21 protein-coding genes are annotated in these 26,602 nt (G+C 57.8%); 13 read left to right on the top strand and 8 right to left on the bottom strand.

What is annotated here, in order from left to right; translation table 11 throughout:
• The first annotated feature begins 135 nt into the window (after positions 1-135).
• The 9 genes from RRF56_RS19990 (at position 136) to RRF56_RS19950 (ending at position 15,758) form a co-directional block, all read left to right on the top strand.
• Complete coding sequence (locus tag RRF56_RS19990) at positions 136-3,378, top strand: valine--tRNA ligase (RefSeq protein WP_317034915.1); 3,243 nt, start codon at positions 136-138, stop codon at positions 3,376-3,378.
• Between the two features lie 157 nt (positions 3,379-3,535).
• The gene (locus RRF56_RS19985; RefSeq protein ID WP_317034914.1) at positions 3,536-4,924 is read left to right on the top strand and encodes an MATE family efflux transporter; all 1,389 of its coding nucleotides are present in this window, start codon (positions 3,536-3,538) and stop codon (positions 4,922-4,924) included.
• Between the two features lie 130 nt (positions 4,925-5,054).
• Positions 5,055-6,368: a HAMP domain-containing sensor histidine kinase gene (locus RRF56_RS19980; protein ID WP_317034913.1), complete on the top strand. Its 1,314-nt coding sequence runs from the start codon at positions 5,055-5,057 to the stop codon at positions 6,366-6,368.
• Positions 6,369-6,971: 603 nt separating this feature from the next.
• Complete coding sequence (pstS, locus tag RRF56_RS19975) at positions 6,972-8,039, top strand: phosphate ABC transporter substrate-binding protein PstS (protein WP_317034912.1); 1,068 nt, start codon at positions 6,972-6,974, stop codon at positions 8,037-8,039.
• Between the two features lie 188 nt (positions 8,040-8,227).
• Positions 8,228-9,193: a phosphate ABC transporter permease subunit PstC gene (gene pstC, locus RRF56_RS19970; protein ID WP_317034911.1), complete on the top strand. Its 966-nt coding sequence runs from the start codon at positions 8,228-8,230 to the stop codon at positions 9,191-9,193.
• 125 nt (positions 9,194-9,318) lie between these two features.
• Positions 9,319-10,224 carry a phosphate ABC transporter permease PstA gene (gene pstA, locus RRF56_RS19965; RefSeq protein ID WP_317034910.1) on the top strand — a complete coding sequence of 302 codons (906 nt, stop codon included), beginning with the start codon at positions 9,319-9,321 and terminating at the stop codon, positions 10,222-10,224.
• Between the two features lie 149 nt (positions 10,225-10,373).
• Positions 10,374-11,171, top strand: a complete 798-nt coding sequence (gene pstB, locus RRF56_RS19960; RefSeq protein WP_317038370.1) for a phosphate ABC transporter ATP-binding protein PstB — start codon at positions 10,374-10,376, stop codon at positions 11,169-11,171.
• 59 nt (positions 11,172-11,230) lie between these two features.
• Complete coding sequence (gene dnaB, locus RRF56_RS19955) at positions 11,231-14,518, top strand: replicative DNA helicase (RefSeq protein WP_317034909.1); 3,288 nt, start codon at positions 11,231-11,233, stop codon at positions 14,516-14,518.
• A 160-nt stretch (positions 14,519-14,678) separates the two neighbouring features.
• The gene (locus RRF56_RS19950; RefSeq protein WP_317034908.1) at positions 14,679-15,758 is read left to right on the top strand and encodes an MBL fold metallo-hydrolase; all 1,080 of its coding nucleotides are present in this window, start codon (positions 14,679-14,681) and stop codon (positions 15,756-15,758) included.
• A 77-nt stretch (positions 15,759-15,835) separates the two neighbouring features.
• On the opposite strand, the gene RRF56_RS19945 is transcribed toward RRF56_RS19950, so the two are convergent.
• Entirely contained in the window at positions 15,836-16,309 is a 474-nt protein-coding gene (locus tag RRF56_RS19945) for a PAS domain-containing protein (RefSeq protein WP_317034907.1), read from the bottom strand.
• A gap of 376 nt (positions 16,310-16,685) precedes the next feature.
• On the opposite strand from RRF56_RS19945, the gene wrbA reads away from it, so the two are divergent.
• Complete coding sequence (wrbA, locus tag RRF56_RS19940; protein WP_317034906.1) at positions 16,686-17,300, top strand: NAD(P)H:quinone oxidoreductase; 615 nt, start codon at positions 16,686-16,688, stop codon at positions 17,298-17,300.
• Positions 17,301-17,339: 39 nt separating this feature from the next.
• Here wrbA and RRF56_RS19935 read toward each other — a convergent pair whose 3' ends face one another.
• The 4 genes from RRF56_RS19935 to leuB form a co-directional block, all read right to left on the bottom strand.
• Entirely contained in the window at positions 17,340-18,764 is a 1,425-nt protein-coding gene (locus tag RRF56_RS19935; protein ID WP_317034905.1) for a PAS domain-containing sensor histidine kinase, read from the bottom strand.
• A 376-nt stretch (positions 18,765-19,140) separates the two neighbouring features.
• Positions 19,141-19,884, bottom strand: a complete 744-nt coding sequence (locus tag RRF56_RS19930; protein WP_317034904.1) for a DUF561 domain-containing protein — start codon at positions 19,882-19,884, stop codon at positions 19,141-19,143.
• 311 nt (positions 19,885-20,195) lie between these two features.
• Entirely contained in the window at positions 20,196-20,474 is a 279-nt protein-coding gene (locus tag RRF56_RS19925; RefSeq protein WP_317034903.1) for a hypothetical protein, read from the bottom strand.
• Positions 20,475-20,555: 81 nt separating this feature from the next.
• Positions 20,556-21,638 (bottom strand): 3-isopropylmalate dehydrogenase, encoded by a 1,083-nt coding sequence (leuB, locus tag RRF56_RS19920; protein WP_317034902.1) that lies wholly within the window; start codon positions 21,636-21,638, stop codon positions 20,556-20,558.
• 235 nt (positions 21,639-21,873) lie between these two features.
• On the opposite strand from leuB, the gene RRF56_RS19915 reads away from it, so the two are divergent.
• The 3 genes from RRF56_RS19915 to RRF56_RS19905 all read left to right on the top strand — a co-directional run bounded on the left by RRF56_RS19915 (position 21,874) and on the right by RRF56_RS19905 (position 24,696).
• A complete protein-coding gene (locus RRF56_RS19915; protein WP_317034901.1) occupies positions 21,874-22,518 on the top strand; it encodes a YqiA/YcfP family alpha/beta fold hydrolase in 645 nt (214 codons plus the stop codon).
• A gap of 96 nt (positions 22,519-22,614) precedes the next feature.
• The gene (locus RRF56_RS19910; protein WP_317034900.1) at positions 22,615-23,193 is read left to right on the top strand and encodes a DUF3038 domain-containing protein; all 579 of its coding nucleotides are present in this window, start codon (positions 22,615-22,617) and stop codon (positions 23,191-23,193) included.
• 183 nt (positions 23,194-23,376) lie between these two features.
• On the top strand, positions 23,377-24,696 hold the full coding sequence (locus RRF56_RS19905; RefSeq protein ID WP_317034899.1) for a DUF4335 domain-containing protein: 1,320 nt from the start codon (positions 23,377-23,379) through the stop codon (positions 24,694-24,696).
• On the opposite strand, the gene RRF56_RS19900 is transcribed toward RRF56_RS19905, so the two are convergent.
• From RRF56_RS19900 to RRF56_RS19890, 3 genes are all read right to left on the bottom strand, one after another.
• Complete coding sequence (locus RRF56_RS19900) at positions 24,693-25,130, bottom strand: ferredoxin (protein ID WP_317034898.1); 438 nt, start codon at positions 25,128-25,130, stop codon at positions 24,693-24,695. The genes RRF56_RS19905 and RRF56_RS19900 overlap by 4 nt on opposite strands.
• 247 nt (positions 25,131-25,377) lie before the next feature.
• Positions 25,378-25,770, bottom strand: a complete 393-nt coding sequence (locus RRF56_RS19895) for a DUF1257 domain-containing protein (protein ID WP_317034897.1) — start codon at positions 25,768-25,770, stop codon at positions 25,378-25,380.
• A gap of 37 nt (positions 25,771-25,807) precedes the next feature.
• Positions 25,808-26,023, bottom strand: coding sequence for a DUF2997 domain-containing protein (locus RRF56_RS19890; RefSeq protein ID WP_317034896.1), 216 nt, complete (start codon positions 26,021-26,023; stop codon positions 25,808-25,810).
• Positions 26,024-26,602 lie beyond the last annotated feature (579 nt).

Genomic DNA, 26,602 nt, shown 5'->3' with positions numbered 1-26,602 from the left:
AACCCTAAACCTGAAACCCAAAACCCAAAACCTAAAAACCCCAAACCCCACCCCTCCCCCATCTCCCCGATCAAAATGGCAGAATCCCTAGGTACACTGTCTTTAATGCAATAGTCCCGCGATCCAGGTTTTGTGATGACGGCCACCGTTCCCGCCCTCTCTGCCCAGTACGACCCTACCCAAACCGAGGCCAAATGGCAGGCCCAGTGGGAAGAGAACCAGGTCTTTAAAGCCGACCCCGAGCATCCGGGCGAGCCCTACTGCGTGGTAATTCCGCCGCCGAACGTGACCGGCAGTCTGCACATGGGCCACGCCTTTGAGAATGCCCTGATCGACACCCTGGTGCGCTACCAGCGCATGGCCGGACGCAACACCCTATGGCTACCCGGCACCGACCACGCCAGCATTGCCGTGGCCGCTATTCTCGACCGCCAGATGCAGTCTGAGGGGCTCAGTAAAGAAGATCTGGGGCGCGATCGCTATCTCGATCGCGCCTGGGAGTGGAAGGCCGAGTCGGGCGGCACCATCGTCAACCAGTTGCGCAAGCTGGGGGTCTCGGTAGACTGGTCGCGAGAGCGCTTCACCATGGATGAGGGGCTATCCAATGCCGTGCTTACCGCCTTTACCCAGCTCTACGACGAGGGGCTGATCTACCGGGGCAACTACATGGTCAACTGGTGCCCCGCCAGCCAGTCGGCGGTGTCTGACCTAGAAGTAGAACAGCGGGAAGTAGACGGCCATCTATGGCACTTGCGTTACCCCTTCACCGACGGCTCGGGCTATTTAGAAGTGGCCACCACCCGCCCTGAAACTATGATGGGCGACACGGCAGTAGCAGTAAACCCCAACGACGATCGCTACCGTGACATGGTGGGTAAAACCCTGATGCTGCCCATCGTCAATCGCGAAATTCCAGTGATTGCCGATGAGTATGTCGATGCGGAGTTTGGCACCGGCTGCGTTAAGGTCACCCCGGCCCATGACCCCAATGACTTTGCCATGGGCCAGCGCCACGACCTGCCCATGATCACCGTCATGAACAAAGACGGCACCATGAATGAGCAGGCGGGGCCATTCCATGGGCTAGACCGGTTTGAGGCTCGCCGACTGGTGGTAAAACGGCTAGACGTAGAAGGCTTCGTCGTCAAAATTGATGATTACCACCATACGGTGCCCTACAGCGATCGCGGCAAGGTTCCGGTCGAGCCGCTGCTCTCCACTCAGTGGTTTGTGAACATTCGGCCCTTGGCAGACAAAGCGCTCGACTATCTCGACAACCGCCAAGAGCCCAAATTCGTGCCCGATCGCTGGACCAAGGTGTACCGCGACTGGCTGGTCAACCTCAAAGACTGGTGCATTTCCCGCCAGCTGTGGTGGGGCCACCAAATTCCCGCCTGGTACGCGGTGAGCGAAACCAACGGCGAAATCACCGACGATACCCCCTTTGTGGTGGCGGCGACAGAAGCCGAGGCCAGGGAAAAGGCCGCCGATCGCTTTGGCGAACGGGTAGAGCTTGAGCGCGACCCCGACGTACTCGACACCTGGTTTTCGTCGGGTCTGTGGCCCTTTTCGACCATGGGCTGGCCCGACGAGTCGGCGCAAGACTTCCAAACCTACTACCCCACCACCACCCTGGTCACCGGCTTCGACATCATTTTCTTCTGGGTGGCCCGCATGACCCTAATGGCGGGGCACTTTACCCAAACCATGCCCTTTGAGACGGTCTATATCCACGGGCTGGTGCGCGACGAAAACAACAAAAAAATGTCGAAGTCGGCCAATAACGGCATCGACCCCCTGGTGCTGATCAATAAGTACGGCACCGATGCTCTGCGCTATACGCTAATTCGCGAAGTCACCGGGGCAGGCCAAGACATTCGCCTAGAGTACGATCGCACCACCGATGAATCTGTGTCGGTAGAAGCCAGCCGCAACTTCACAAACAAGCTGTGGAACGCCTCCCGGTTTGTGATGATGAACCTGGGCGGGCAATCGCCCGCTGATCTGGGCGTGCCCGATGTCGCTAGCCTAGAGCTAGCCGATCGCTGGATTTTGTCGCGGTTTAACCGAGTTGTAAAGAGCGTGCGCGACAACCTTGACCAGTACGGCATGGGCGAAGCCGCCAAAGATCTCTACGAGTTTGTGTGGGGCGATTTTTGCGACTGGTACATCGAGCTGGTCAAGCCCCGCCTCCAGGGCGAGGGATCGTCAAAATTTACAGCCGCTCAGCAAACCCTGGCCTTTGTGCTCGACGGCATTCTCAAGCTGCTACATCCGTTTATGCCCCACATTACCGAGGAGCTGTGGCACACCCTCAACCCGGTGGGCGACGATCAGTTTTTGGCCTTGCAGCCCTACCCCGAGGTGGCAGCTGACCTGATCGACGATGCCCTAGAGCGCCAGTTTACGCTGGTGTTTAACACCGTGCGCACCGTGCGCAATCTGCGGGCCGAGGCGGGCATTAAGCCCAGCCTGCGCATCGAGACCATTCTAGAAAGCGAGAGCGTCGACGAGCGCCACATTCTTCAAGCCAGCGCCGATTACATCAAAGATCTGGGCAAAATCGACACCCTAGTGATTTTGGGCGGCCAGCAGCCGGTGTCTACGGCTCACAGCCCCGAGGCCCACAGCCCTGAAGCCCAAGGTGCAGGCAGCTCCCTGGCCCAGCTCAGCAGCAACCCCGTGGTGGCCGAGGTGCAAGACTTCTGGCTGACCATGCTGCCCCTGTTCGAAGAACCCCTGTACTATTCCAGATTGTTCTTTGCCAACCTTCGCCGTCCGGGGTTCACCCTGCTATGGGTCTTTGCTGGGGTGGTTTTGCTCAAATTTGGCAAGGCCTTGGTGTCGGCGGTTGACAGTACGCCCATCTTTGGCACGGTGATGGAACTGGTCGGCCTGTGGGTAACGGTTAATTTTGTGCGGCAGAATTTGCTCACCGCAGGCGATCGCCAGCAGCTCAACCAAACCTACCAAACCTGGCGGCGCAACATCTTTGGCCACGATCGCTCAGCGGTCGAAGCCACCCAGCCCCAGAGCCCCCTGGTCGCCCCTACCCCCAGCAGCAGTGACCACAGTGCGACGGTAGACACCGCAGTAGAGACCCCTGCAGAGCCGCCTCAAAAGCTGTTTGCTGGCGTCACCGGCACGGTGCAGGTGCTGATTCCCCTCTCTGGCGTGGTCGATGTCGATGCGCTACGGGCCAAGGTCGAGAAGGACCTAGGCAAGGTGGAGGGCGAAATCAAATCGCTCTCTGGGCGACTGAGCAACCCTGGCTTTGTGGATAAAGCGCCGGCTGAAGTGGTACAGGGGGCGCGCGATTCTCTGGCCGAGGCTGAGGCCCAGGCAGCCATTCTCAAGGCACGACTGGCGATGCTCTAAGGCCCCCTGCCCCTAGAAATTTCCTCATCCTGTCTGTAATCCCCCACTTGTAGTGGCATTGCAGTGCAATGCCACTACGGGGTACGGGTGACGAATCGGGATTTTGGGAGTCGGATTCGGCATAAAGCATAAAGGCCTCTAGTGGGCTTATCTTTCGATGCGTACCCAGGTCAGATCCATCGCCCAATCTAAGACTGGTGTAGAAGCCAAAGCCTTTCTCGCCCTAGCGCTGCCCCTGGCCGGTGCCCAGTTGGCCCAGGCCGCCGTCGGTTTTGTCGATACGCTGATGATGGGGCGGCTAGGGGCCAATACCCTGGCAGCGGGGGGGCTGGCGGCCATTAGCTTTCAGCTGCTGCTGGCGGTGGTCAGCGGTCTGGTGATGGCGGTGGGGCCGCTGGTGGCCCAGGCCTTTGGGGCAGGGCAAAGAGAGTTGGTTGAGGATGTGGCTCGTCAGGGGCTGTGGCTTTCTCTGGCGCTGAGCCTACCGATGATGGCGGTATTGAGCCAGCTCGATCGGGTGCTGTTGGCCCTAGGGCAGCAGGAGGCGATCGCCGCTCTGACCGCCCCCTACTTTCAATGGATTTTGTGGGGTGCATTGCCAGCTCTGGGGTTTGCCATGCTGCGGGGCTATGCTTCGTCGCTGGCCCAGGCCCAGGTGGTGATTGTGATTGTGCTGGTGGGCACGGCCTTTAACATCGCGGGTAACTACGCCCTGGGGTTTGGCCGCTGGGGCTTTCCGGCGATGGGGCTGGGGGGTCTGGGCCTGGCCAGCGGGCTGAGCTACTGGCTGATGTTTGGCCTCTTTTTGCTCTATACCGTCAGGCATCCTCAGCTAAAGAGCTACCGGTTTTGGCGCAGCTGGTACCGGGTGCAGCCCCGGCTAATTGGGCGGCTGGTTGCGATGGGTGGGGCGATCGCGATCACCACGGCCCTAGAGTTTAGTCTGTTTGCCGTGGTCACCTTTTTGATGGGCATCCTCGGCCCCGAGGTGCTGGCTGCCCACCAGACCGTTTACCAAACCATTTACCTGATTTTTACCGTGCCCTTAGGCATGTCCTATGCAGCGACGGCCCGAGTGGGAATGGGGTTTGGGCAGCAAGACTTGGTGGCGGCTCGGCGAGCGGGGTATGTGGCCATGGCGATCGCCGCTGCCTTTATGCTGCTGGCCACCCTGGGGCTGCTAGTGTTTCGGCAGGCGGTGGTGGGGCTGTACTTAGATCTCGACGATGCCGCCAATGCCCCGGTGGTGGCCCAGGCCCTGCCCATGTTGTTCGTGGCGGCTCTAGTGCAGGTGGTCGATGGCGTGCAGCGAGTATCGACCGGAGCCCTCTACGGCCTGCAAGATACCCGCACGCCCATGGTGCTCAGCGGGCTAGCCTTTTGGGGAGTAGGGCTTACCATCGGCTACGGCCTTGGCTTTATCGCCGGGCTGGGCGGCGTCGGTCTGTGGATCGGTCAATCCCTTGGCGTTACCGTCGCCAGCCTGATTTTTGTGATTCGCTTTTACCGGCTGACCCAGCCCAAAGCCGCTCATCCTAAAAGCTAAACTGGAATGAACCTTGGGGTGGGGGACAGATATTAGGTTTCGGGTTTCAGGGTTCGGGCCTCAGGTTTTAGGTAAAACTAACCCACCCATCCACCCTCCCACCCATTCACCCTCCCACTCCCCCACTCCCATGTTCACCCGCAGTCGCCGTTTTCTGACCCAGTGGCTCATGCTGGCCATGGGCAGTGTGTTTGTGGTGTTTGGCGGCCTGCTCTACGTGATTGAAGTCGAGCGCGAACTCTACAAGCTCGACCAGCATCTCTACCGCGAAGCCGAGCTGATCTTAAGCAGCCGGGGCAACGGCCCCTCGCTAACCCCCAACAATCCGGCGCAGTTTCAGATAAATACGGTGCCCCGGCTGGGGGGCAGCACCCTGAGCATTACCTCCGACCTGGTCTATGCCCGCTGGTATGACCCCAACAACCATCTGTTGCAGTTTTTTGGCCCGCTGTCGGGCGATCGCATTGTCGTTCAGCCCGGCTACATCACCCTGGTGCACAACGGCCAGCGGCTGCGGCAAATGACCGTACCGATCGTGGCGGAGGGGCAAACCCTGGGCCATTTACAGCTCGCGATCGCCCTTGCTCCGGTAGAGGCGGCCTTAGATCAGATTCGGCTGTTTTTGAGCCTAGGGCTGCCGGTGGGGGTGGGGCTGATGGGGCTGGTTAGCTGGTGGTTTGCCGGTCAGGTGATGCGGCCCATCCAGACGTCGTACCAGCGGCTAGAGCGATTTAGCACCGACGCCAGCCATGAGCTGCGATCGCCAGTCGCGGCGATTCTCAGTCAGGCGGAGTTGGGGCTGATGGGGGCCTCGGCTCAAGAGCAAACCATCCGGCTGCAGCGGATTGCCGACCTGGCCCAAACCATGGGGCGACTGATCAACAGTCTATTCTTGCTGGTCTCGGGCGATCGCTGGCCTGCTACCCAACGGTGCGATCTCACGGCCCTCACGCAAGCCCTGGCCCAGGAGTTTCAGCCCCAGGCTGAAGCCAAGGGGTTGCAGTGGCAGCTAGTGGTGCCCCCGACCCCGCTTTGGGTGCATGGAGAAACCGACCTGCTGCGCCAGGCTGTGGCCAACCTGCTCAGCAACGCCTGCCGCTACACCGCTACCGGGGGCGAGGTCATGCTCGCCCTGAGTCGTCAACTAGACCAGGTCACCATTGTCGTCCGCGACAGCGGCATGGGCATCCCCGCCGCTGATCTGCCCCACATCTTTGACCGGTTTTATCGGGTGGACGAAGCGCGATCGCGCGATACGGGCGGCTTTGGGCTGGGGTTAGCGATCGCCCAGCACATTGTTCAGGCCCACCAGGGCACCCTACAGGTGCTCAGCACCGAAAACCAGGGATCTACGTTTACGATCGCGCTGCCTCTCTTGCCCCCGGTCAGTGCCCCAGCCCAAACGCCCGATTACCCTAGATCGATCAGCAAAACAAGTGAATGAACCAAGGTCAAGACCGAGGCAAACGAGACGTTGAGCGGATTGAGTCATAGTGCCGCCCTCTGACATCTAATAACGTTTAGAAAAAGCATTAACTGCCGCTTAACCCAAGCCGTTTAAACTAATTTTGTCCGGAAAAACTACAGCAGAAAAGCTGTAAGGCGGCCTGCTTAATCGCCTTTGACAGGCAATACTGACAGAGTTAACCCACCTGGCGACCGGGCTATTCTATAGCACATCAAGACCTAGTTAAAATCTGCTTAAGATTTGGTTAACGACCCTATATCGATGGCTGCCAAGGATTTTGGCTTGGGTTTTGTCCTTTTTGTGTCCTTTTTTCGGTGCAGTTCTTTCAGCGGAGTTAACCAAGAGATTTGTTCTCAAGTTAGTAAGCATTTACACCAAATAGTGTGATAGTTTCTTTTTTGGGCGCTCCGGTTCAAATTTAATGTTTCGCTGTTTCAGTTAGGTTTCGGGTCGTTTGACAGGCTAGTTAAAAGGCTTGTTTATCTGATTCCGTAGTCGTTCTAAAAGATGGACTTGTTTCCCATGATGTTCAATCGCAAAGCGTTCAATCGCAAAGCATTACTAGCGGCATCTTTGCCCATGGTTTTAGCTGTGGCGGCCTGTGGTGGCGGCTCTGATCCGGTAGCTGGCGACCCCGATGCGCCTCCGGTAGCGGCTGGCGGCGGCAGCGGCACCACCATCCCTATCAGCGGCGCAGGGGCCACCTTCCCCGCCCCCATTTTTCAGCGCTGGTTCGATGCCTATAACCGTACTGTCAACCCCGATGTGCAGGTCAGCTATCAGTCGGTGGGCAGCGGTGCCGGTCTAGAGCAGTACATTGCAGGCACCGTAGACTTTGGCGCTTCCGAGGCTCCTATCACTGAGTCCGAAGACCGGATGAAGTCCTTTAACGATGCCTATCCCTTTGAGCCGATTCAGCTGCCTATCGTCGGTGGGCACGTATCGTTCTCCTACAACCTGCCGGGCATCGGTGACCAAGAACTGCGCCTCAGCCGTGACGTGTATTGCGGCATTGTCACCGGCGACATTACCCAGTGGAGCGACCCTGCGATCGCAGCCATCAACCCCGACCTAGACATTCCCGATCTACCCATCACCTGGGCTCACCGCTCCGACGGTTCGGGTACCACCTTTGTGTTTGTCAACCATATCGACACCGTTTGCCCCGGCTGGGAAGCGGGTGTTGGCACCTCTGTAGACTGGCCAGTGGGCATTGGTGGTCAGGGCAACGAGGGCGTAGCAGCCACCATTCAGCAAAATGAAGGGGCGATCGGCTATCTGTCCTACGCCTATGCTGCCCTCAACGATATTTCCTCTGCCATAATCGAAAACCAGGCGGGCAACTTTGTAGAGCCGACCCCTGAAAACGCGGCTAACGCTCTGCTCGATGCGGAAGTGCCCGACGACTTTGCTCTACTGGTGCCTGACCCCGCTGGCGAAGACGCCTACCCCATTGTGGGTCTCGTATGGGTGATGATCTATCAAGAGTACCAAGATGAGGCCAAGTGGCAGGCCATGCGCGACGTATTTGAATGGGCACTCGGTCCCGATGGTCGGGCTCTGACGGAGGAACTGCTGTTCGTCCCCCTGCCCGATCCCCTGGTAGAACGCGTCCGAGAAGTGTTTGACACCGTCAACGCTGGCTAACGGCTGAGATTATAAAGTTCAAGGTTTCAGGTTCAAGGAAGATCTTGAACCTGAAACCTGAAACCCTATACCGTTAAACCGTTGGAGACTGTCACAATTAAAGTGCTTAAGTACCCGGTTCAACTGGCCTTAGTAAAGTCCCCCAAACACTGAAATTTACAGCAACTCACTGGAGTTAAGGAATTGTCATGGCGCTGGCTGATCAATCAACAGGCTTTACTAAACGCAGTCTCGAAAAGCGCAACAGCACAGCTCGGGTGTTGGATGTCGGTTTTTGGGGATTTACCCTGCTGTTGGCGATTGGAGCCGGAGCCGTTTTGCTGTGGATTATTTTGCAGACAACGGTTTCGGCTTGGCCCGCCATTCGCCAGTTTGGTCTTGGCTTTGTGATTGGCACCACCTGGAACCCAGTGACTAACATCTACGGCGTATTGCCAATGATCTACGGCACTCTAGTCACCGCGTTTATTGCGCTGCTGATTGCCGTGCCGTTGGGGGTAGGAGTCGCGATTTTTCTCACCGAGGGCTTTGCCCCCGTTTGGATTACCACGCCCATTGCCTTTGCCATTGAGCTGATTGTGGCGATTCCTAGCGTGGTGCTGGGCATTTGGGGCATCTTTGTGCTGATTCCCTTTATTCGGCCTTTTTTCCGGTTTCTCAACGACGTCCTCGGCTGGATTCCGATTTTTGGTGGCCCTGCGCCCCGTGGCAATAGCCTGTTCTTGGTGGGTCTAGTGCTATCGATCATGATTGTGCCCATCATTATTTCGATTACCCGGGGCACCTTTGAGGCGCTGCCCCGAGAGCTGCGCAACGGCTCGTTGGCCCTAGGGGCCACCCGCTGGGAAACCATTATTCGAGTGCTGATTCCGGCGGGGCTGTCGGGCATTATCAGCTCGGTCATGCTGGCTATGGGCCGCGCCCTGGGCGAGACCATGGTAGCGGCCATGCTGGTCGGCAACGCCAACCGCATCGATATTTCTTGGCTACAGCCGGGGTCAACCATTACGGGCCTAATTGCCTCTCAGTTTGGCGAAGCAGGGCGGGTGCAGGTGGCCGCGCTGATGTATGCCGGGTTGGTGCTGATGATCTTGGCCCTGATTGTCAACATCCTGGCGGAGATCATTATTCGCCGGTTTCAAAATATTGAGTAGTAACCCAGAGGACTGGCCCAGAGGACTGGCCCAGAGCGAGAGCAGCGGTTCAAGCTCATGCAGCCTTTTTTTGCCCAGCAAAACCCATTACGGCACGAGACAGTTAGCCTAGGTAAACGGAAATTATGGATAGCGCAGACATTCGGCCTGACTTGGCCTACGCCACCGACGACTTTGACATTACTGGCCAAGCCTTAGCCCCCCACCGCAGAATTGTGGGCAAGGTGCTGACGGTGCTGACCATGGTCTTTGCCGCAGCCGTAGTCATTCCCCTAATTTGGGTCTTGCTGAGCGTGTTTCAGAAAGGGGTGAACGCCTTTGTCTTTCCAGATCTGTTCACCAAGCTGCCACCCCCACCGGGGCTGACCGAGGGGGGCGTCGGCCACGCTATCGTCGGAACTCTGATGACCCTGGGCATCGGCACCGCAATTTCGGTGCCCTTTGGGGTGCTGGCGGCGGTTTACCTGGCTGAGTTTGGCCGGGGTACTCGCTTGGCTTACCTGGTCAAATTTTCCTGCAACGTGCTGACCGGGGTACCGGCCATTCTCATGGGTTTGTTTGCCTATTCAATTATCGTCCGGCCCATGGGTTCGTTTTCAGCATTTTCAGGCGGGGTGGCGCTGGCGGTGCTGATGCTGCCGATCATCATCCGCTCTACGGAAGAAGCCCTACTGCTGGTACCCAATGAAATGCGTCTGGCCTCTACGGGCATTGGGGCCACCCGGTTTCAAACGGTGGTTCAAATCGTGCTGCCCGCCGCAGTGACGTCGATTATCACAGGTATTGTGCTGGGGGTGGCGCGGGCCGCAGGGGAAGCAGCACCGTTGCTGTTTACGGCCTTTAACAACAACTTCTGGGCCACTGACGTTTGGCAGCCTGTGGCCACGCTGCCGGTGCTGATCTACTTTTTCTCGATTATTCCCTACAAGGCGTCTCAAGAGCTGGCCTGGGCAGCGGCCCTAGTGCTGCTGGCCATTGTATTGATCTTTAGTGTGGTCGCTCGATTTCTGAGCCGTAGGCAAAAGTTTTAGCCTGCTTGGCCTTCGACCTGACGCGGCAGTTTTAGTTTTCTTAAGCCATTCAACCTTATGTTGGATCTAGAGCATTCTCAACCTCGCCGCCCTTAGCCCTGTTTAACCCGCTTTTATTCGGAACTACCATGCAGCAATATAAGCAATATATGAGTGGTACAGCCGTGGATACCCGGCGCACCTTTGAAGTTAGAAATCTGTCGGTCTATTACGGCGGAAATATCGCCCTGCGGGATGTCACCATGGACATTCTAGAGGGGCAAATTACCGCCTTTATTGGCCCGTCAGGCTGCGGCAAGAGCACCCTGCTGCGCTGCTTTAACCGCACCAATGCGCTGATTCGCGGAGCCGAGGTTAAAGGAAATTTGACCTACAAGGGCAAGGGGCTCTACGACGCCAATGTTGACCCGGTTGTGGTGCGCCGCAAGATTGGGATGGTGTTTCAGCAGCCCAACCCCTTCCCCAAGTCGATCTACGACAACGTTGCCTATGGTCTGCGGGTCAATGGCTTTAAGGGCAATCTGGATGAGGTGGTAGAGGCCTCACTACGCAAGGCGGCCCTTTGGGATGAGGTTAAAGACAAGCTGAAGCAGTTGGGCACTTCGCTTTCGGGGGGGCAGCAGCAGCGCCTGTGTATTGCCCGCGCCATTGCGGTGCAGCCCGACGTGCTGCTGATGGATGAGCCCTGCTCGGCCCTAGACCCAATTTCGACGATGCGGATTGAAGAGCTGATGAATGAACTTAAGCAGGAGTTCACCATCATCATCGTCACCCACAACATGCAGCAGGCCTCACGGGTGGCTGACTACACGGCGTTCTTTAATGCCGAAGCCCTAGAGGGAGGCAAGCGAGTTGGCTACCTGGTGGAGATCGATAAGACTGAGAAAATTTTCTCGACCCCCCAGGATGAGCGCACCTTGGCCTATGTGCAGGGGCAGTTTGGATAAGCAACTCCAGGACGGTCGGGTTTGGAGCACAATTAGAACTACTCCACTCCCGCAGGGCTATGGTTCAGAATCTCAAGTTTGATGCGGTCAGCGATCGCCTGCCTCCCCAGAACATAGAGGCCGAAGAGGCCATTCTGGGGGGTATTTTGCTCGACCCCGAAGCCCTGGGTCGGGTGATGGAAATTCTTACCCCCGATGCCTTTTACATCGGTGCCCACCGCGATATCTATAAGGGGGCGCTGGCGCTGCACGCGAAGGGGCAGCCCGCCGACCTGATGACGATCGCCGTGTGGCTCAAAGACAACGGCAAGCTAGAGCAGGTAGGGGGCCAAACCCGCCTAGCCCAGCTGGTCGATCGCACCATTAGTGCCGCCAACATCGACCAGTACGCCACTCTGGTGATGGATAAGTACACCCGTCGACTGCTGATTCAAACCGGGGGCGAAATTTCGCAGCTGGGCTACGACACGACCCTGCCGATTGAGAATGTGATGGATCAGTCGGAGCAGCGGCTGTTTGGCATCACCCAGTCGCGGCCCCAGGGAGGACTGACGGCGACCTCAGATATTTTGATCGAGACGTTTTCTGAGATCGAGCAGCGATCGCTCGGCGTGGTGCTGCCCGGCATCCCCTGCGGCTTCTACGACCTCGATGCCATGACCCAGGGGTTCCAGCGATCGGACTTGATTATTGCTGCTGCTAGACCGTCAATGGGCAAGTGCCTGAGTGCCGATGCCCAGATTGTATTGGCTGACGGTAGCCTCAAGACCATTGGCGAGATCTACCAGGAAAAATCCGCCTCGCTGCTCACCCTGGGGAATGACTGGCGCTTTCAACTCACTCAGCCCAGCGCCTATGTAGACGATGGCCAAAAGCCTGTGTTTCGGGTGAGCACGCGATCGGGGCGAGAAATTGAGACCACCCTGAGCCATCCCTACTTGACCATCCAGGGCTGGCAGCCCCTAGCGGAGCTGGCAGTGGGCCAAAAAATTGCCGTGCCTAGAACGCTGCCCGTATTCGGCACCGAAGTGCTACCTGAGCATCAGGTCAAACTGCTGGCCTACCTGATTGGCGATGGGTGCCTGACAGGCACCTCTCCCCAGTTCACCAATGAAAACCCAGCCATCCAGACCGATTTCACTGCTGCTGCCCTCCAGTTCCCTGGGGTGAAGGTGCGCGAAGAGACTTCCCAGGGCACCCGCACACCCACGGTTTACGTCACCTCGGACAGTGCCGAGGTGCAGCAGGCCCGTCAACTCTTTGGTCAACGGCTAAAGGAATTGATCCAGGCCAGTGGACAGCCCGCTCGTTGGTTAGCCCAAACCCTAGGCGTGGCACCTAGCCTAGTGACTCTGTGGCAACAGGGCGTCTGTGCGCCTAGTCCAGACACCTTTGCGCGCCTGTGCCAACTGCTCCAGGTTGCGCCCGAAACCCTGGCTCCCGGCGGTCTCGCCACCATCCGCTGGATGAGTCAAAATAATTTAACGCTGTGGCTACAAGACCTCGGCCTCTGGGGCAAAACGGCTCACCAGAAAACTGTTCCGGCGGAAGTGTTTCGGCTCGAGCGATCGCGCCTCGCCCTTTTCCTCAACCGCCTGTTTGCCACCGATGGCTGGGCCACCGTCCTCGCCTCAGGCCAGGCGCAGCTGGGCTTTGCCAGCGTCAGCGAACCCCTGGCCCGTCAAGTACAGCACCTGCTGCTGCGGTTTGGCATTTTGGCTCAGCTCCGGTTGCGATCGGTCAAGTACCTCGATGGTCGCCGTCCTGCCTGGCAGCTCGACATTACCGACTCTCCATCGATCAAAACTTTCCTCAGCGAAATTGGCATCTTTGGTAAGGAAGCGGCCCTGGCCAAGGTCGAAGCCGCCCTGGCTAACCGCCGCTACCAAACCAACCGCGATCTAATTCCGGTAGAAATTTGGGATGCCCTCCGCGCCGCCAAAGGCGACGAGTCTTGGGTGTCTCTGGCCACCCGCGCCGGATTTCAGAGCACCAGCAATATCCACGCGGGTAAACGGGCACCGACCCGCAATCGCCTCTTTGCCCTGGCCACGGCCCTAGAGCACCTAGAACTTCAGCACATCGCCACCAGCGATGTCTATTGGGATGAAATTGTGGCGATCGACCCCCAGGGTGTCAAGCAGGTCTACGACCTCACCATCCCCGACACCCACAACTTTGTCGCCAACGACATCTGCGTCCACAACACCAGTTTTGTGCTGAATATCGCTCGCAATATCGCGGCCCTCCAAAAGCTACCGGTCGCCATCTACAGCCTGGAGATGTCTAAGGTGCAGCTGGTCTATCGTCTGCTCTCTAGCGAAGTTGAGATGGAGAGCAGTCGCCTACGCACCGGACGCATTGCCCAAAACGAGTGGGAAAAGCTGGGCCACGCCATCAGCGTGCTCTCCCAGATGCCAATTTTTATCGACGATACCCCCAGCATTTCGGTGACCGAAATTCGCTCCCGCTGTCGCCGCCTGCAAGCCGAGCAGGGCGGTGCCCTAGGACTGATTTTGATCGACTACCTCCAGCTCATGGAGGGTGGCGGCGACAACCGGGTGCAGGAACTGTCGAAGATGACGCGATCGCTCAAGGGTCTGGCCCGCGAACTCAATGTGCCGATCATCGCCCTCTCGCAGCTCAGCCGAGGCGTCGAATCGCGCACCAACAAACGCCCAATGATGAGCGATTTACGGGAGTGCGTTACGGGCGACACTCTAGTTGTGCTGGCCGATGGGCGACGGGTACCGATCCAAGACTTGGTGGGCAGCACCCCGGAGGTCGTTAGCCTAGATGAACGGGGTAAGCTGACCCAGGCTAAGGCTGATTTGGTGTGGCAGGTGGGTACTCGCCCGGTTTATGCATTGACTACCGCCAGCGGGTACAAAATTCGCGCGACCGAAAAGCACCGCTTGTTTACCCTTGACGGCTGGCAGCGTTTGCAAGCGCTAGATAACGGTAACCTCATCGCCGTAGCTCAGCCAAACGCATTGGAGAATGCATTTGACTCTCACGCAAGAACCGAAGTAGCAACAGATATTGTCTGGGATGAGGTCATTTCCATTGAGCCAGCAGGAGAAGAACCCGTCTACGACCTCACCGTACCGGGGCCAGCCTCTTGGCTAGCCGACGGCCTTGTCTCCCACAACTCGGGCGCAATCGAGCAGGACGCCGACTTGATCATGATGCTCTACCGCGAAGAATATTACGACCCCGACACCCCCGATCGCGGCATCGCCGAGATCATCATCACCAAGCACCGCAACGGCCCCACCGGCACCATTAAGCTGCTGTTCGAGCCGCAGTTTACCCGTTTTCGCAACCTGGCCAGCCCCGGCATGTAGCGCTAACCGACGCCACCCTGATAGGGCTTGGGGCCGCAGCCGCGATCGCCGCCACCCACCCACCAAGACGCGGGATTAAATCAAGCCAAAAATAACTAATTGGTTATATAGTAGAGAAAAGAACGCCTTTGCCGTCACAATTTTTCAGGAGCTTTGCGCTGTGGATCACACATTCATCTTCCGCCAACTCTTTGATGCCGATTCGTCTACCTACACCTATTTGCTGGCCGACCCGGTTTCTAAAGAAGCCGTGCTGATCGACCCCGTGTTTGAGCAGCATCGGCGCGATCGCGCCCTAATCAAAGAACTGGGCCTGACGCTGATCGCCACCCTCGACACCCACTGCCACGCCGACCATGTCACCGGGGCCTGGCTAATGCAGCAGGCGCTGGGCTCTAAAATTGGCATCTCGGGCCGCTACGGCGATATGGTCAGCGGGGCCGACTATTTGCTCGACCATGGGGATAGGGTTGCCTTTGGTGAGCGCACCCTAGAGGTGCGCGCCACCCCCGGCCACACCGACGGCTGCATCACCTACGTGCTCGACGACCACGCCATGGCCTTTACCGGCGACTGTCTGCTCATCCGCAGTGCCGGTCGCTGCGACTTTCAGCAGGGCGACGCCAAGCGCATGTATGCCTCAATTACCGAGCAAATCTTTAGTCTGCCCGACGACTGCGTCATCTGGCCCGCCCACGACTATAACGGTCGCACCGCCTCCAGCGTAGGCGAAGAAAAAGCCTACAACCCCCGCATCGGTGGCCAGGCCGACGAAATCGACTTTGTTGGCTACATGGAAAATCTGGGTCTGCCCCACCCCAAGAAGATCGACATTGCCATTCCGGCCAACTGCGTCTGCGGCCAGCCCGAGGACGGCAAAATGCCCGCCGTGGCCGATTGGGGGCCGGTGCACCTCACCTATGGCGGCGTCAAAGAAATTGATCCCCAGTGGGTGGCCGAAAACCTCGGCCAGGTCCACATTCTCGATGTGCGCGGGGCCGATGAATTTAACGGTGAGCTGGGCCATATCAATGCCGCCCAGTGGGTACCCCTAGGCGAATTAGAAGAGCGGGTCAGCGAAATCCCAACTGACCAGCCGGTGGTGGCGGTGTGCAAGTCGGGGCGGCGATCGGCCCAGGCCACCGTCATTCTCAAAAAGCAGGGCCGGGCAGAGGCCGTTAGCCTGCGCGGCGGCATGCTGAGCTGGCACGAGGCCAACCTACCGGTGGTGACCCGCTAGCAAAAAAATTAGGAATTTTATCGGGGCAAATGCAATTCGCCCTGTTGAATGGGGGGTTGATCAAACAGGATTTAGGATTAGGTCATGATCAAAATAACGCCCTGCACCTGGTTTTGAAGACTGATTAACGGGGTGCAGGTAATGTGGCAGCTGACGGTATGGCCTTTGCGGTTTACTGCATCCAACGTCAGTTCTACGAGGCTGTTGCCGCTTAAGGTTAGGCAGTCGCGGATCGGCTGGCACAGTCGCTCCACCGGCAAGCCAATATCGAGGTTGAGCAAGTTTTGACCAACCACTTCGTCGGGCCGTAGGCCCCAAAGATCTCCAGCTTTGGCGTTCCAAATTTGCATTTGCAGGTCGCGGTTGACCACGACCACGCCGCCTTTGAGGCTAGTAAATACAGATTCGAGAAACGTATTGCTCTGGTTGAGGTCTTGGCTGCTGCGCTGAAGTTCTTCGTTGACCGTGTGAAGTTCTTCGTTAGCCGATTGCAGCTCTTCGTTGGTGGTTTCTAACGCTTCGTTAGTCGATTGCAGCTCTTCGTAGGCCATCTCTAGCTCTTGGTTAGCACGTTCTACCTCTTCTCGTTGGCTTTTTCTTGGGCCAGCACCGCTTCTTCAGCTTCAGACGAGTTGGGGGTAGCTGTCAGTGCGGTTGCCCCTGGGGTATCGGCACTCAGCTCCACAATATAGTCACCTCATTCAGGGGTCAGCTCTTTGCTCTCGAAAAGCTTGGTTTTGATCTAAGGCCCAGGCTTTAGCAACAGCGACCCGTCGATTTTGGCCTTCCAATGGAGGAGGGGCGATCGCAAAAATCACTCCTGCGAGAGATTAAAAGAACCAGCGGTATCTTTCACCATTGATAAGGATGAGCAATCTATCCCCTGCCCAAGCCTGAGCGGGCAAAACGCTGAAATCTGGAGAATTCATGAAAATTTTGGTCGTTTACTATTCTATGTATGGCCACACCCTTCAACTGGCTCGGGCGGTAGCCGAGGGGGCAGGGCAAGTCGCCGGGGTAGAGGTCGACTTGCGGCGGGTGCAAGAATTTGACGCCGTAAACGCGATGATTGACCAAAACGATGCCGCCCGCTCACTGCGGGAGCAGCAGCAATCAATTCCGGTATGCACCGTAGATGACCTCAAAGCAGCCGATGGCGTTGTGTTTGGGTCGCCCACCCGCTACGGCAATATGACCGCTCAAATGAAGCAGCTGTTTGACTCAACCGCTAGCCTCTGGCTCAACGGCGATATGGAAGGCAAGCCGGCGGGCGTCTTTACCTCCACCGCCTCCACCCACGGTGGCCAAGAAACTACCCTGCTCACCATGATGGTGCCCCTGCTCCACCTAGGCATGCTGGTGGTAGGCGTGCCCTACTCTGTTGATGGCATGATTCACACCGAGGCGCGAGGCGGCACCCCCTACGGAGCCACAACCATTGCCGGAGGCAAAGGCGAACTGCAACCCCCGCCCGAAGATTTGGCGATCGCCCGAGCGCTAGGGCAACGAGTAGCTGAGATCACTACTAAGGTGCGCGGCTAACCCATAAATAGGCAAGAGTGTGTCAGACAGCCAACGCAGTCAACGCAGGGGGACCGGCTTTGAACGGTTAGAAAGCGTGGTTTGGGGCAGTTCAACACAAAAATAGCTGCCCCGGCCCAGCTCGCTACTCACGCTAATAGTGCCCTGCATGGCCTGCACCAGGTTGTGCACAATGGCCAGCCCCAGCCCTGTCCCCTGGGCTTTGTTGCGGGCATCGTGAACCTGCCAAAACTCCTGAAAGATATGGGGCTGATCATCGGGGTGAATGCCAGGGCCAGTATCGCTAACCCACAACTGCAATCGCTCGGGTGACAGCAGCTGCGCACCGACCCGCACCGTGCCAGCATCGGTAAATTTAATCGCATTGGAAAGCAAGTTGATCAGAATTTGCCGCAGGCGCTGGCGATCGTTAGTCACCATCAGCGGGCTATCGGGCAGGGCCGTCTCTAGGCGAAGCGTCTTCTGGTCAGCTAAGGGGGTTAGGTCATCGAGCGTAGAAACCACTAGCTCGACTAAATCGAAGGTCTCTAGGGTGAGTTCGACCTGGTTGGCTCGCAGCCGCGAAAAATTGAGCATATCCTCCAACAAACCGAGCAAGTGCTGCCCATTGTGCAGAATGCGTTTTACCATTTTGATAGTTTTAGCATCTTGCTCGGGGTGCAGCTGCGCCATTAACACCTGCGAAAACCCCAAAATGGCGTTCATCGGCGTTTTGAACTCGTGGGAAACCGTAGACAATAGCTGCGTTCTCAACCGATCGGTCTCTAGTAACTCTAAATTTTGAGCCTGGAGCTGGTTGAGGGTAGCCTCTGCCCGTTTGTGATCGGTAATATCGCGTATTTGCCATCGCAGCCCTACGATCTGGTCTGCCCGATCGCGCACCGTTTCAACGGTAACGGACACCACAATACTGTCAGCTTTGCGCCGCTGCAACGTTAGCTCCCACCCCTCTATGCGCCGCGTTTTCCCGATTTGATTGAGCAAAGCGCGAAAGGCCGATCGCTCCGAGAGGGGTATATGCGTGACCAGCGGTTTGCCAATCAAGTATTTTTGCTCTAGCTTTACCAAGGCAGCGGCGGCATGGTTAATTTCTTGCACCACACCATTGAGATCGGTCACTAGATAGCCATCGGGGGCAAAGTCAAACAGATCTTGGTAGCGCCGCCGCTCGTTTTCAACAATCTGCTGGGCAGCAATCAGTTGTTCATTTTGAGTTAAGAGTTCTTCTTCGGCGAGGCGCAGCTCTTCTACCGCTAAGCTCAGCTCTTCTAACGTACTGACCAACTGCGCCGAATGATCGGAGGGAAATTGCCGGGCATTCCGATAGAGGGTCTGCATTCGACTGTGAACTTTTTCTATGTATCGGGTAAAAAATTCGTCTTTCGCTGCACTCACATTGCCCCCGATATGCCCCGGATATTCTCCGCCTAGGCTCAGTGTGTCTGCCTGGGCAATTATACGCATCTTCCCCAGGTGAGATTGATTTTACCGCCGCTGCGTCAAATTCTGTGGCGGTTTTCATGACTCTAATCTAGCCTAGGTTACTCGTGGCCCTCAACCGAGATCCCTTCAAATGGGTCACATGGGGTATGAGGCACTGGGGAAAGGCTTGGATGGCAAACGTCTATCGGGTTAGAGCAGGTTCGACCATAAACCCGGGGGAGGGGCGATCGCCCCTCCTCTGCACCCGTTATACCAAATCCTACTTGGCTAACCCCCAATTCCACTGGGCGAACGGCCGTAAGGCCTCCGGCCAGGCTATGCCAACGCCCCTACAGGTTGACCGGTTGGATATCGGGGGTATGGAACTCGGATTTGGTACTACCCTTGGGTGGACCAGCTATCGTGCCGCTGCCGATACCTGAATCGTTTGCAGGCTTTCGGCCAACTGCCGCACTACGGCCACCATCGCCAGAGGGTTATCGAGCTTGTTGACCGCAGAGCCCACACCGACTCCCACCGCTCCGGCTGCGATCGCCAGGGGTGCCGTCACATCTGACAAGCCCGAGGCGCAGAGCACAGGCACATTTACCGCCCGCGAAATCGCATGGGCTGCCGCCAGGGTGGGGGCCGCTTTCTCGATTAGCCCCAGGGTGCCGGGGTGAGCGGGCTGGCTGCTGGTGCCCCCCTCGGTTTGAATCAGGTCGGCCCCAGCCGCAACCAGTGCTTCAGCTAGGCTCACCTGCTCATCGAGGGCCAGAATGTGGGGCACCGTCACCGCCAGCGTGATGTGGGGCAGCAGGGCGCGGGTGCGACGGGTGAGTTCTAGCACCTCGGGGGCCTCAAACCGGCGACCCTGGGCGTAGAACGCATCGAAATTGCCAATTTCAATCAGGTCGGCCCCAGCCGCGACCGGGGCTAGAAATGCCTCAGCCTCTACCGCCGAGACACAAATCGGCAGAGCGGTTGCGGCCTTGGCCAGGCGCACCAGGTCAGCATCGGCGGCAATATCGACAAAGGTAGCCCCGCCCTGGTCGGCGGCTTTGACCACAGCCACTACCCGCTGGGGGTCAAAGTTGGTGAGGCCGCTGATGATTTTAAGGGCACGGCGGCGATCGAGGGCGCGTTGTAAGTCAGAGCGCATAGGTCTATCTCTCAAAATTGGGTCACTGGCCCGCCCCAGGCATACAGGCTGGGCGGGCGCTAATTTGCCCTATTGTCGCATTGTGACCCGAGTTGCGGATAGCCTAATTTTTACAGCGTTGACGCCGGAGGCTGGGTTTACCACTGCTACCCTTGTTGCCACCGCTGTCGATACAGCCGCTGGGTGATGTAAACCGGGCCGACCAGGCTGTACAGCCATAGCTATAGCCAACATCATTAGGACGTTTGCTGGCAACGATCCCTGCCTGTTATTCCCGTGAAAACGGGAATCTATTCGAGAGCAGTGATGGGCTAGTGCAGCCCCGGCTCGATTTGGCTAATGGGAATAAAGCATTCGTTGGGCAATAGCACAGGCTTACCGCCAAAAATCAGCTTGCCGCGATGGGTCTTGGTGCTGATGGCAATACCGATGGGGCGCTGCACATCGTCAGGGTGCACTTCGTAATAGGTACGGTAAATTTGCCGAGCCGATTTTAGCAGGGCTGGGTTGAGGGCTGTGGGCAGGGCACCAACATCGGGTAGCTGGGAGGGCAATTGGCTTGTAGACGGGGGTTGCTGTAGACCGTACACGGCTCACCTGTGTGCTTATGGACAGACTTTAATCGATCTTTCCAGGGGCCGCAAACTCTAGAAAGGCTTCTAGAGAGAACTTTATGCCAGGGCGCGCAGCAGGGCGTCGCCCATCGCTTTGCAACCCACCTGGGTCATAGTCTCAGACATGATATCGCCAGTTCGATAACCCTGATCTAAAACTGTGGTCACGGCTTGCTCAATGCGATCGGCGGCGGCGGGCTGATCGAGGGCGTAGCGCAGCATCATAGCGGCGCTCAGCACCTGGGCCAGGGGGTTGGCCTTGTCTTGGCCAGCGATGTCAGGGGCCGACCCGTGCACCGGTTCGTAGACCCCAGGCCCGCTGGCTCCCAGGCTAGCCGAGGGCAACATGCCAATGCTGCCGGTCAGCATGGCCGCCGCATCCGACAAAATATCGCCAAACAAATTGCCGGTGACGATGGTGTCGAACTGCTTGGGCCAGCGAATTAGCTGCATGGCGGCATTGTCGACATACATGTGGGTGAGGGTGACGTCGGGGTAGTCGGCAGAGAGGGCAGTGATGCGATCGCGCCACAGCTGCGATACCTCCAGCACATTGGCCTTGTCTACCGAGCACAGCTGGCCGTTGCGCTTTTGGGCCGTCTCAAAGGCGACCTTGCCAATGCGATCGATTTCGCCATCGGTGTAGGCCATGGTGTTGACCCCCCGCTTTTGACCAGTTTCGGTCTCAAACACACCCTTGGGAGAGCCAAAATAAATGCCGCCCGTTAATTCTCGCACCACCATAATATCGACACCCTCTACCACCTCTCGCTTGAGGGAAGACGCATCGATCAGCTGGGGCAGAATGGTGGCCGGTCGCAGGTTGGCAAACAGCTCTAGACCCGATCGCAGGCCCAACAACCCGGTCTCAGGCCGCTGGTGCCGAGGCAAGGTATCCCACTTGTAGCCGCCGATCGCGGCTAGCAGCACCGCATCGCTGGCCTTGCAGGTCTTCAGCGTTGCCTCCGGCAGCGGCTCCCCAGTTTCATCGATCGCCGCCCCGCCAATTAGCGCTTCCTCAAACTCAAAGGCCAGATCCATCTGGCTGCCCACAGTTTTGAGCACATCCACCGCCACTGCCATAATCTCAGGGCCAATACCATCACCGGGCAGCAGCGTAATGCGATAAGTCGAAGTCATAGCGTTGGAGAAATGTATTTACCGTAGGGTGGGCACTGCCCACCAACCAGCCTGGGAAGCGCACCGATTCAATATCATACCCCCAGGGGCCAACCCATCCCTGATAATTCCCAGGGCAGACCCGCCCATCCACCCACCCATTCATCCACGCATTCACCCCCAGGGCAGACACATAGGTCTGCCCCTACACATCCACCCATCCACCCATCCACCCTTCACTCTTCACCCACCCCCCATGCCCCAATACCTCTACCTCCACGGTTTCGCCTCTAGCCCCCAGTCGGCCAAAGCCCAAGCCATGAAAACTCGCCTCGCCGCTCGGGGCATTCCCCTGATCATCCCCGACCTCAACCAGGGCGACTTTGCCCACCTCACCCTCAGCCGCCAGATTCAGCAGGTCAGCGCCCTCATCCTCGCCCAGAGCGAACCCACCGTACTGATCGGCTCCAGTCTGGGGGGCCTCACCGCCGCCTGGGTGGCCCAGCAGGTCAGCCTCACAAAACACATTGAGAAACTGGTGCTGCTGGCCCCGGCCTTTGACTTTCTCAAGCAGTGGCTGCCCCGCCTTGGCCCGGATGCGATCGCCGCCTGGCGCGACCAAGGCACCCTCTCGGTCTATCACTACACCGAGCAGCGCCAGATTCCCCTCCACTACGGGTTCATCACCGATGCCCAGGGCTACACAGACGAAGACCTGCGGGCCAAAATTCCCACTCTAATTCTCCACGGCACCCACGACGAGACCATAGCGATAGAGGCCAGCCGCGCCTACGCCGCTACCCGCTCCTGGGTACACCTGGTTGAACTCCCCAGCGATCACGCCTTAACGGATGTAGAGCCAGAGATTTGGCACCATACTCAAGGATTTTTACGACTCTGAAAAGGCGATCGCAGCTAATTCGTAAACTCGTTTCAAGAACTGCAACCCCCATGCCACAATGAGCCCAATCCCTTAGGTTAGTAACAGGGCAGCCCGGTGGAACCGTCTTCCCTCAGTGCGTCAAACAGCGAGCCAAACCCAGCCCAGCCGTCGCCGACCCCACGACAGCTGCACAGCATCAAAGCCCAGCTCGACCTGGTGCTGCTGGCCCTAGAAGCCCTCACCGGCCTGGGGTCCGATGCCATGCTGGCGGCGGCAGACAAGCTGGGGGTGTCAGATCTGCTGAGCGATCGCGTCAATCTGTGGCGACTGCGGCAGGCCAGCCCCCTACGCAAAGGCCAGGGTCGCAAGAAGCTCGATATCGACGAGGCCCGCGCCCTGGTGTTGGTGTGTTGTCAGCTTGCGATCGCCCACCGTGAGAGCATTCGCCAGGCCGTCATGCGGCTAGAAAAAGCGCTGGCCCAGGGGCAAGCGCCCCACCGCACCGCCCAACTGGGCGACTACCTCGATGCCTTTAGCAACGCCTACCAAGACCGCATGGAAGCCGACCAAACCGCCACCACCGACGAACTCACCACTCTGGGGCTAAAGCTGCTGGTCGATCTGCTGTTTTACAGTGGAACGGGAGGCAGCCGCAAGCTCTGGCTGGCCCTGCTAGACCGAGCAGAGACGTGAGGAGATTTGGGTTTTGCGATTTTGGCTTTGCGCCGCTGTAGGGTGGGCACTGCCCACCATTTAGAGAAAATTTAGCCGCTGTAGCACTGCCCACCATTTAGAGGAAATTTTCTAGCCATCTCTCAGCAGACGTTTGAAGTTTGACCTGCTCACCCCACCGTCACCCTCACCCAGCCAAAGTCCATGGCCCAGATCGCCTCTGTCACCTCCTACGAATATACAGCGGGCACCTGCACCCTACGGCTGATAGGGCATCTGTCGCCCCTGAGTCAGGTAACCGGTCGTCCGGTGCTGACGCGATCGCGCTTTTCGCTTCAGGTGCATGGGCTAGAGGATGGAGCAGACGCTGAAGCAGCCCGGCCCGCCGTTCTGTTTGAAGCCAGTGGGCGAGAGCCACAGTTTTCGACCCTGACAAACTTGGTCCAAACTTACGTACAGGCTCATCTCAGCGCCCAAGCCCTTAGCCCTGGGGCCGCCCTGGCGCGGGGAGACAGTTCGCTCCAACCCGTGGGGCTAATGCGCCATCGCCTCACCCTAGCGACCCCCCCGGCCCCACCCCAGGTCGTCGAACTCTCGACCCTGCAACTGTCTGACCTGGCCGATACCCTAGAGCAGGCCGATGGCACGCTTCAAATCATCCCCGATGACGCCCTGCCCAAGGCGCGGCCTGCCCGCCCTCGGCTCCCCCTTTGGCTGGGCTCTGTGGCGGCGGTGGGCATTGCTGCCATATTAGGCAACCAGCTTTTGACCACTACCCCCAGCCCGGTCGTTCTAAATGCCCCAGACTCATCTGACGCGATCGGCGGCTCGACGACCCAGGCTCCTAGCCCCGATCGCGAACTGCCCCTAGACGAAGCCACACCCTTCTCTGAAGCGGTTCCTGAAGCGGCCTTATCTAGTCCCTCGGCTACTGGCGAGGCGCTGCCCACACCAACCACCACCGCCCCAACCACCACCTCTGCCCCACCGGGCACCTCAGGCCAGGGCAGCCCAAAACTTTCTCCCCAGCCCGCCACCCCGACAACCCCTCAGCCTGGTACGTCCCCAGGGGTCACACCACCCCCAGCCGCATCTCCCCAACCAGAGGCCCGAGTCAGAGAACCAGCAGCTAGCCCTGACGCTGATTTTTCAGCGCAGCAGTCGACCCCTGCCAGCCCTGAGACGCTGCGGGCTGCCCCCGATAGTCCAGCCGCCGCCATCACCGCCGCTGAGCCTACGGCCACCGAGTCATCAGACCTCGCTCTGGCGCTGCAACGACAGTGGCGACCGCCAGCCAACCTAGCCGCCCCCCTCCGCTATACCCTCACCCTGGCTGCCAATGGCACCGTGATTGACCTAGTGCCTCTCAATGAGTTCTCAGCCACCTACCAAAATACCCCGACCCTACCCCAGGTTAATGCCGTGATTCCGGGGATAACGTATGGGGCCAGAATCATCGTAGAGGTTCAGTTTTTACCCACTGGAGAGGTGCTGGTGCTGCCGACTGAAGCGCCTACTCCTTAAGATTGCTGCGATCGCTGGCTGCGTCGCTTGGCCTTGCGCATTTGCGCGGCTGACATGGCCTTGTCAACCGGAAAACCAGCAATGGGGATCACCTGGTGCTGGCGATCGCGCTCTAGCTGCTTGAGCTCGGTATAGTCCATCCAGTGAATGCAATCGACGGGGCAAGTATCGATCGCCTCTTGAATCAGCTCTTCAGAGTCGCCGTCTTGGCGGTAAACCCGCGATCTGCCGTGGTCGGGCTCAATATAAAAGGTATTGCGGGCAACGTGGGCGCAGTGCTTACAGCCAATGCAGGTGATTTCATCAACATAGACGCCCTTTTGACGCAGCTGACCGCCCAACTCAGGTTCTAAGCCAGTGCGATCGTCCGTTTGGCGCAGTTGCCCGCCTAGCTCCGGTTCAAAACCTGTGGTTTGTTCATCAAACTGTGTCATGGTCTATGCTGCTCATGCTTGCTTCAAACCAACTGCTGAGTAAACTCGGAAGATTCTCTGACAATGCTTTTTAAGACGGTGGGCAGTGCCCACCCTACGGGGGCTGACTCGGAAGATTCTCTGACAATGCTTTTTAAGATGGTGGGCAGTGCCCACCCTACGGGGGCTGGGATATTCGTTTTCAGACATCTCCCTATACAACGAGAGGGGCCACAGAGCCCCTCTCAACCATTCAAGTGGTCAATGGTTAGCCATTCCAACGCTGCACGACCAGCCGCACAGAACCATCTTCACGCACTTGCTCTTCGGCTAGCTGAAAACCTTGGCGAGAGGTTTCAGTCATCACGGTGTTGTAGGCGTAGCGCTGGGTCACCCGGCTGAGAAACCCTTCTACTGTGAGCGGCTGACGCCAGTATTGCAGGTCGGCCACCAGCTCATAGTCATTGGTTTCGGGGTTGCGACGAAAGCCAATGTCATAGCCGTTTTCTTGGGAAATCACCAGGTCAGCCGTTTGCGTCTGGCCTTGGTAGCCTCGCACATCGCAGGGGCCAGCCTTCCAGTCGGTGCCCAAGTCGCTCAAAGCCAGCTTAAGAGAGTCTAAATTGCGGATTTTAGTTTTGATTTGGCTAAAGTGTGACATCTTCTGCGGGTAATAGAGGGACTATAAACTCGAAAATTTACCACTGACTGTGAGCCGCCTGAGCTGCCACAGTTTCGGTAGCCGTTTGGTGACGATGCTGAGCGAAATACTCAGAGGTCGTTTGTTGCGCTACTACGGTACCGAGCTGAGCCTCAATGGCAGCAGTCACCTCAGCGCAGGAGGCACCCACAATACCCGTTACCGTCTCTTTAACCCGACCATCGGGGTAAATGATGAACTCTAAGGTTTCCATGCTTGCTCAGCCCTAAAAATTGCGGAACATAGACCTCAATACCGAGACCATTGATCCGCTTGGATAGCGCCTAACTCGAACAGCGTTAGCAATAGTATGAACCTGATCTTAATCAAGCACCGGGGCCATAACTCGCCACCGTTCATTACGAAAGTCAATGTATTGCATTGATTCCGTGAGCGGGCACGTCTATTAGATGTAGTGTCGCGTAACTTCTAGAGAGCGTCAAGGCAACTTTCGTTACATATTGCATTATTCCAAAAGGAATACAACCGAGTTAAAGCCCTTTCAGACGCCAAAAGCAAAATACAATTATTAAGAAAATTAAAATCTGGCGATCGCAAGCGTAGTCGTTAAACCCACAGGATTGACGCTGCTTAGCCTCTGTAGTGTTACCTACAGTTTGAAGCGATAACAATCTACCTATAAATGTTGATGGCTGACTTCGCGCAGCGGGCTGACCCTAGCCAACCAATGCCCATGCGGAAATATAGCTATAGCCACTCAGGTTAGGACAAAGCCGTCATTCCCGCGCAGAGCCTGCCCCCGCGAAGGCGTGGGGCGAGAATCCACTAGCCC

The sequence above is a fragment of the Nodosilinea sp. E11 genome (assembly GCF_032813545.1).
In the GTDB taxonomy this organism is placed as follows: Bacteria; Cyanobacteriota; Cyanobacteriia; order Phormidesmidales; family Phormidesmidaceae; genus Nodosilinea.
This window is presented reverse-complemented; position numbering and strand designations above follow the sequence as displayed.

Excerpts from the sequence above, each read along its gene's own strand:
- RRF56_RS19990 (WP_317034915.1), top strand. The coding sequence starts at position 136 with ATGACGGCCACCGTTCCCGCCCTCTCTGCCCAGTACGACCCTACCCAA.
- RRF56_RS19915 (WP_317034901.1), top strand. The coding sequence starts at position 21,874 with ATGCCCCAATACCTCTACCTCCACGGTTTCGCCTCTAGCCCCCAGTCG.
- RRF56_RS19980 (WP_317034913.1), top strand. The coding sequence starts at position 5,055 with ATGTTCACCCGCAGTCGCCGTTTTCTGACCCAGTGGCTCATGCTGGCC.
- RRF56_RS19890 (WP_317034896.1), bottom strand. The coding sequence starts at position 26,023 with ATGGAAACCTTAGAGTTCATCATTTACCCCGATGGTCGGGTTAAAGAG.
- RRF56_RS19985 (WP_317034914.1), top strand. The coding sequence starts at position 3,536 with ATGCGTACCCAGGTCAGATCCATCGCCCAATCTAAGACTGGTGTAGAA.
- wrbA (WP_317034906.1), top strand. The coding sequence starts at position 16,686 with ATGAAAATTTTGGTCGTTTACTATTCTATGTATGGCCACACCCTTCAA.
- RRF56_RS19900 (WP_317034898.1), bottom strand. The coding sequence starts at position 25,130 with ATGACACAGTTTGATGAACAAACCACAGGTTTTGAACCGGAGCTAGGC.
- pstS (WP_317034912.1), top strand. The coding sequence starts at position 6,972 with ATGGTTTTAGCTGTGGCGGCCTGTGGTGGCGGCTCTGATCCGGTAGCT.
- leuB (WP_317034902.1), bottom strand. The coding sequence starts at position 21,638 with ATGACTTCGACTTATCGCATTACGCTGCTGCCCGGTGATGGTATTGGC.
- pstB (WP_317038370.1), top strand. The coding sequence starts at position 10,374 with ATGAGTGGTACAGCCGTGGATACCCGGCGCACCTTTGAAGTTAGAAAT.
- RRF56_RS19905 (WP_317034899.1), top strand. The coding sequence starts at position 23,377 with ATGGCCCAGATCGCCTCTGTCACCTCCTACGAATATACAGCGGGCACC.
- RRF56_RS19935 (WP_317034905.1), bottom strand. The coding sequence starts at position 18,764 with ATGCGTATAATTGCCCAGGCAGACACACTGAGCCTAGGCGGAGAATAT.
- pstC (WP_317034911.1), top strand. The coding sequence starts at position 8,228 with ATGGCGCTGGCTGATCAATCAACAGGCTTTACTAAACGCAGTCTCGAA.
- RRF56_RS19930 (WP_317034904.1), bottom strand. The coding sequence starts at position 19,884 with ATGCGCTCTGACTTACAACGCGCCCTCGATCGCCGCCGTGCCCTTAAA.
- RRF56_RS19945 (WP_317034907.1), bottom strand. The coding sequence starts at position 16,309 with ATGGCCTACGAAGAGCTGCAATCGACTAACGAAGCGTTAGAAACCACC.
- pstA (WP_317034910.1), top strand. The coding sequence starts at position 9,319 with ATGGATAGCGCAGACATTCGGCCTGACTTGGCCTACGCCACCGACGAC.
- dnaB (WP_317034909.1), top strand. The coding sequence starts at position 11,231 with ATGGTTCAGAATCTCAAGTTTGATGCGGTCAGCGATCGCCTGCCTCCC.
- RRF56_RS19895 (WP_317034897.1), bottom strand. The coding sequence starts at position 25,770 with ATGTCACACTTTAGCCAAATCAAAACTAAAATCCGCAATTTAGACTCT.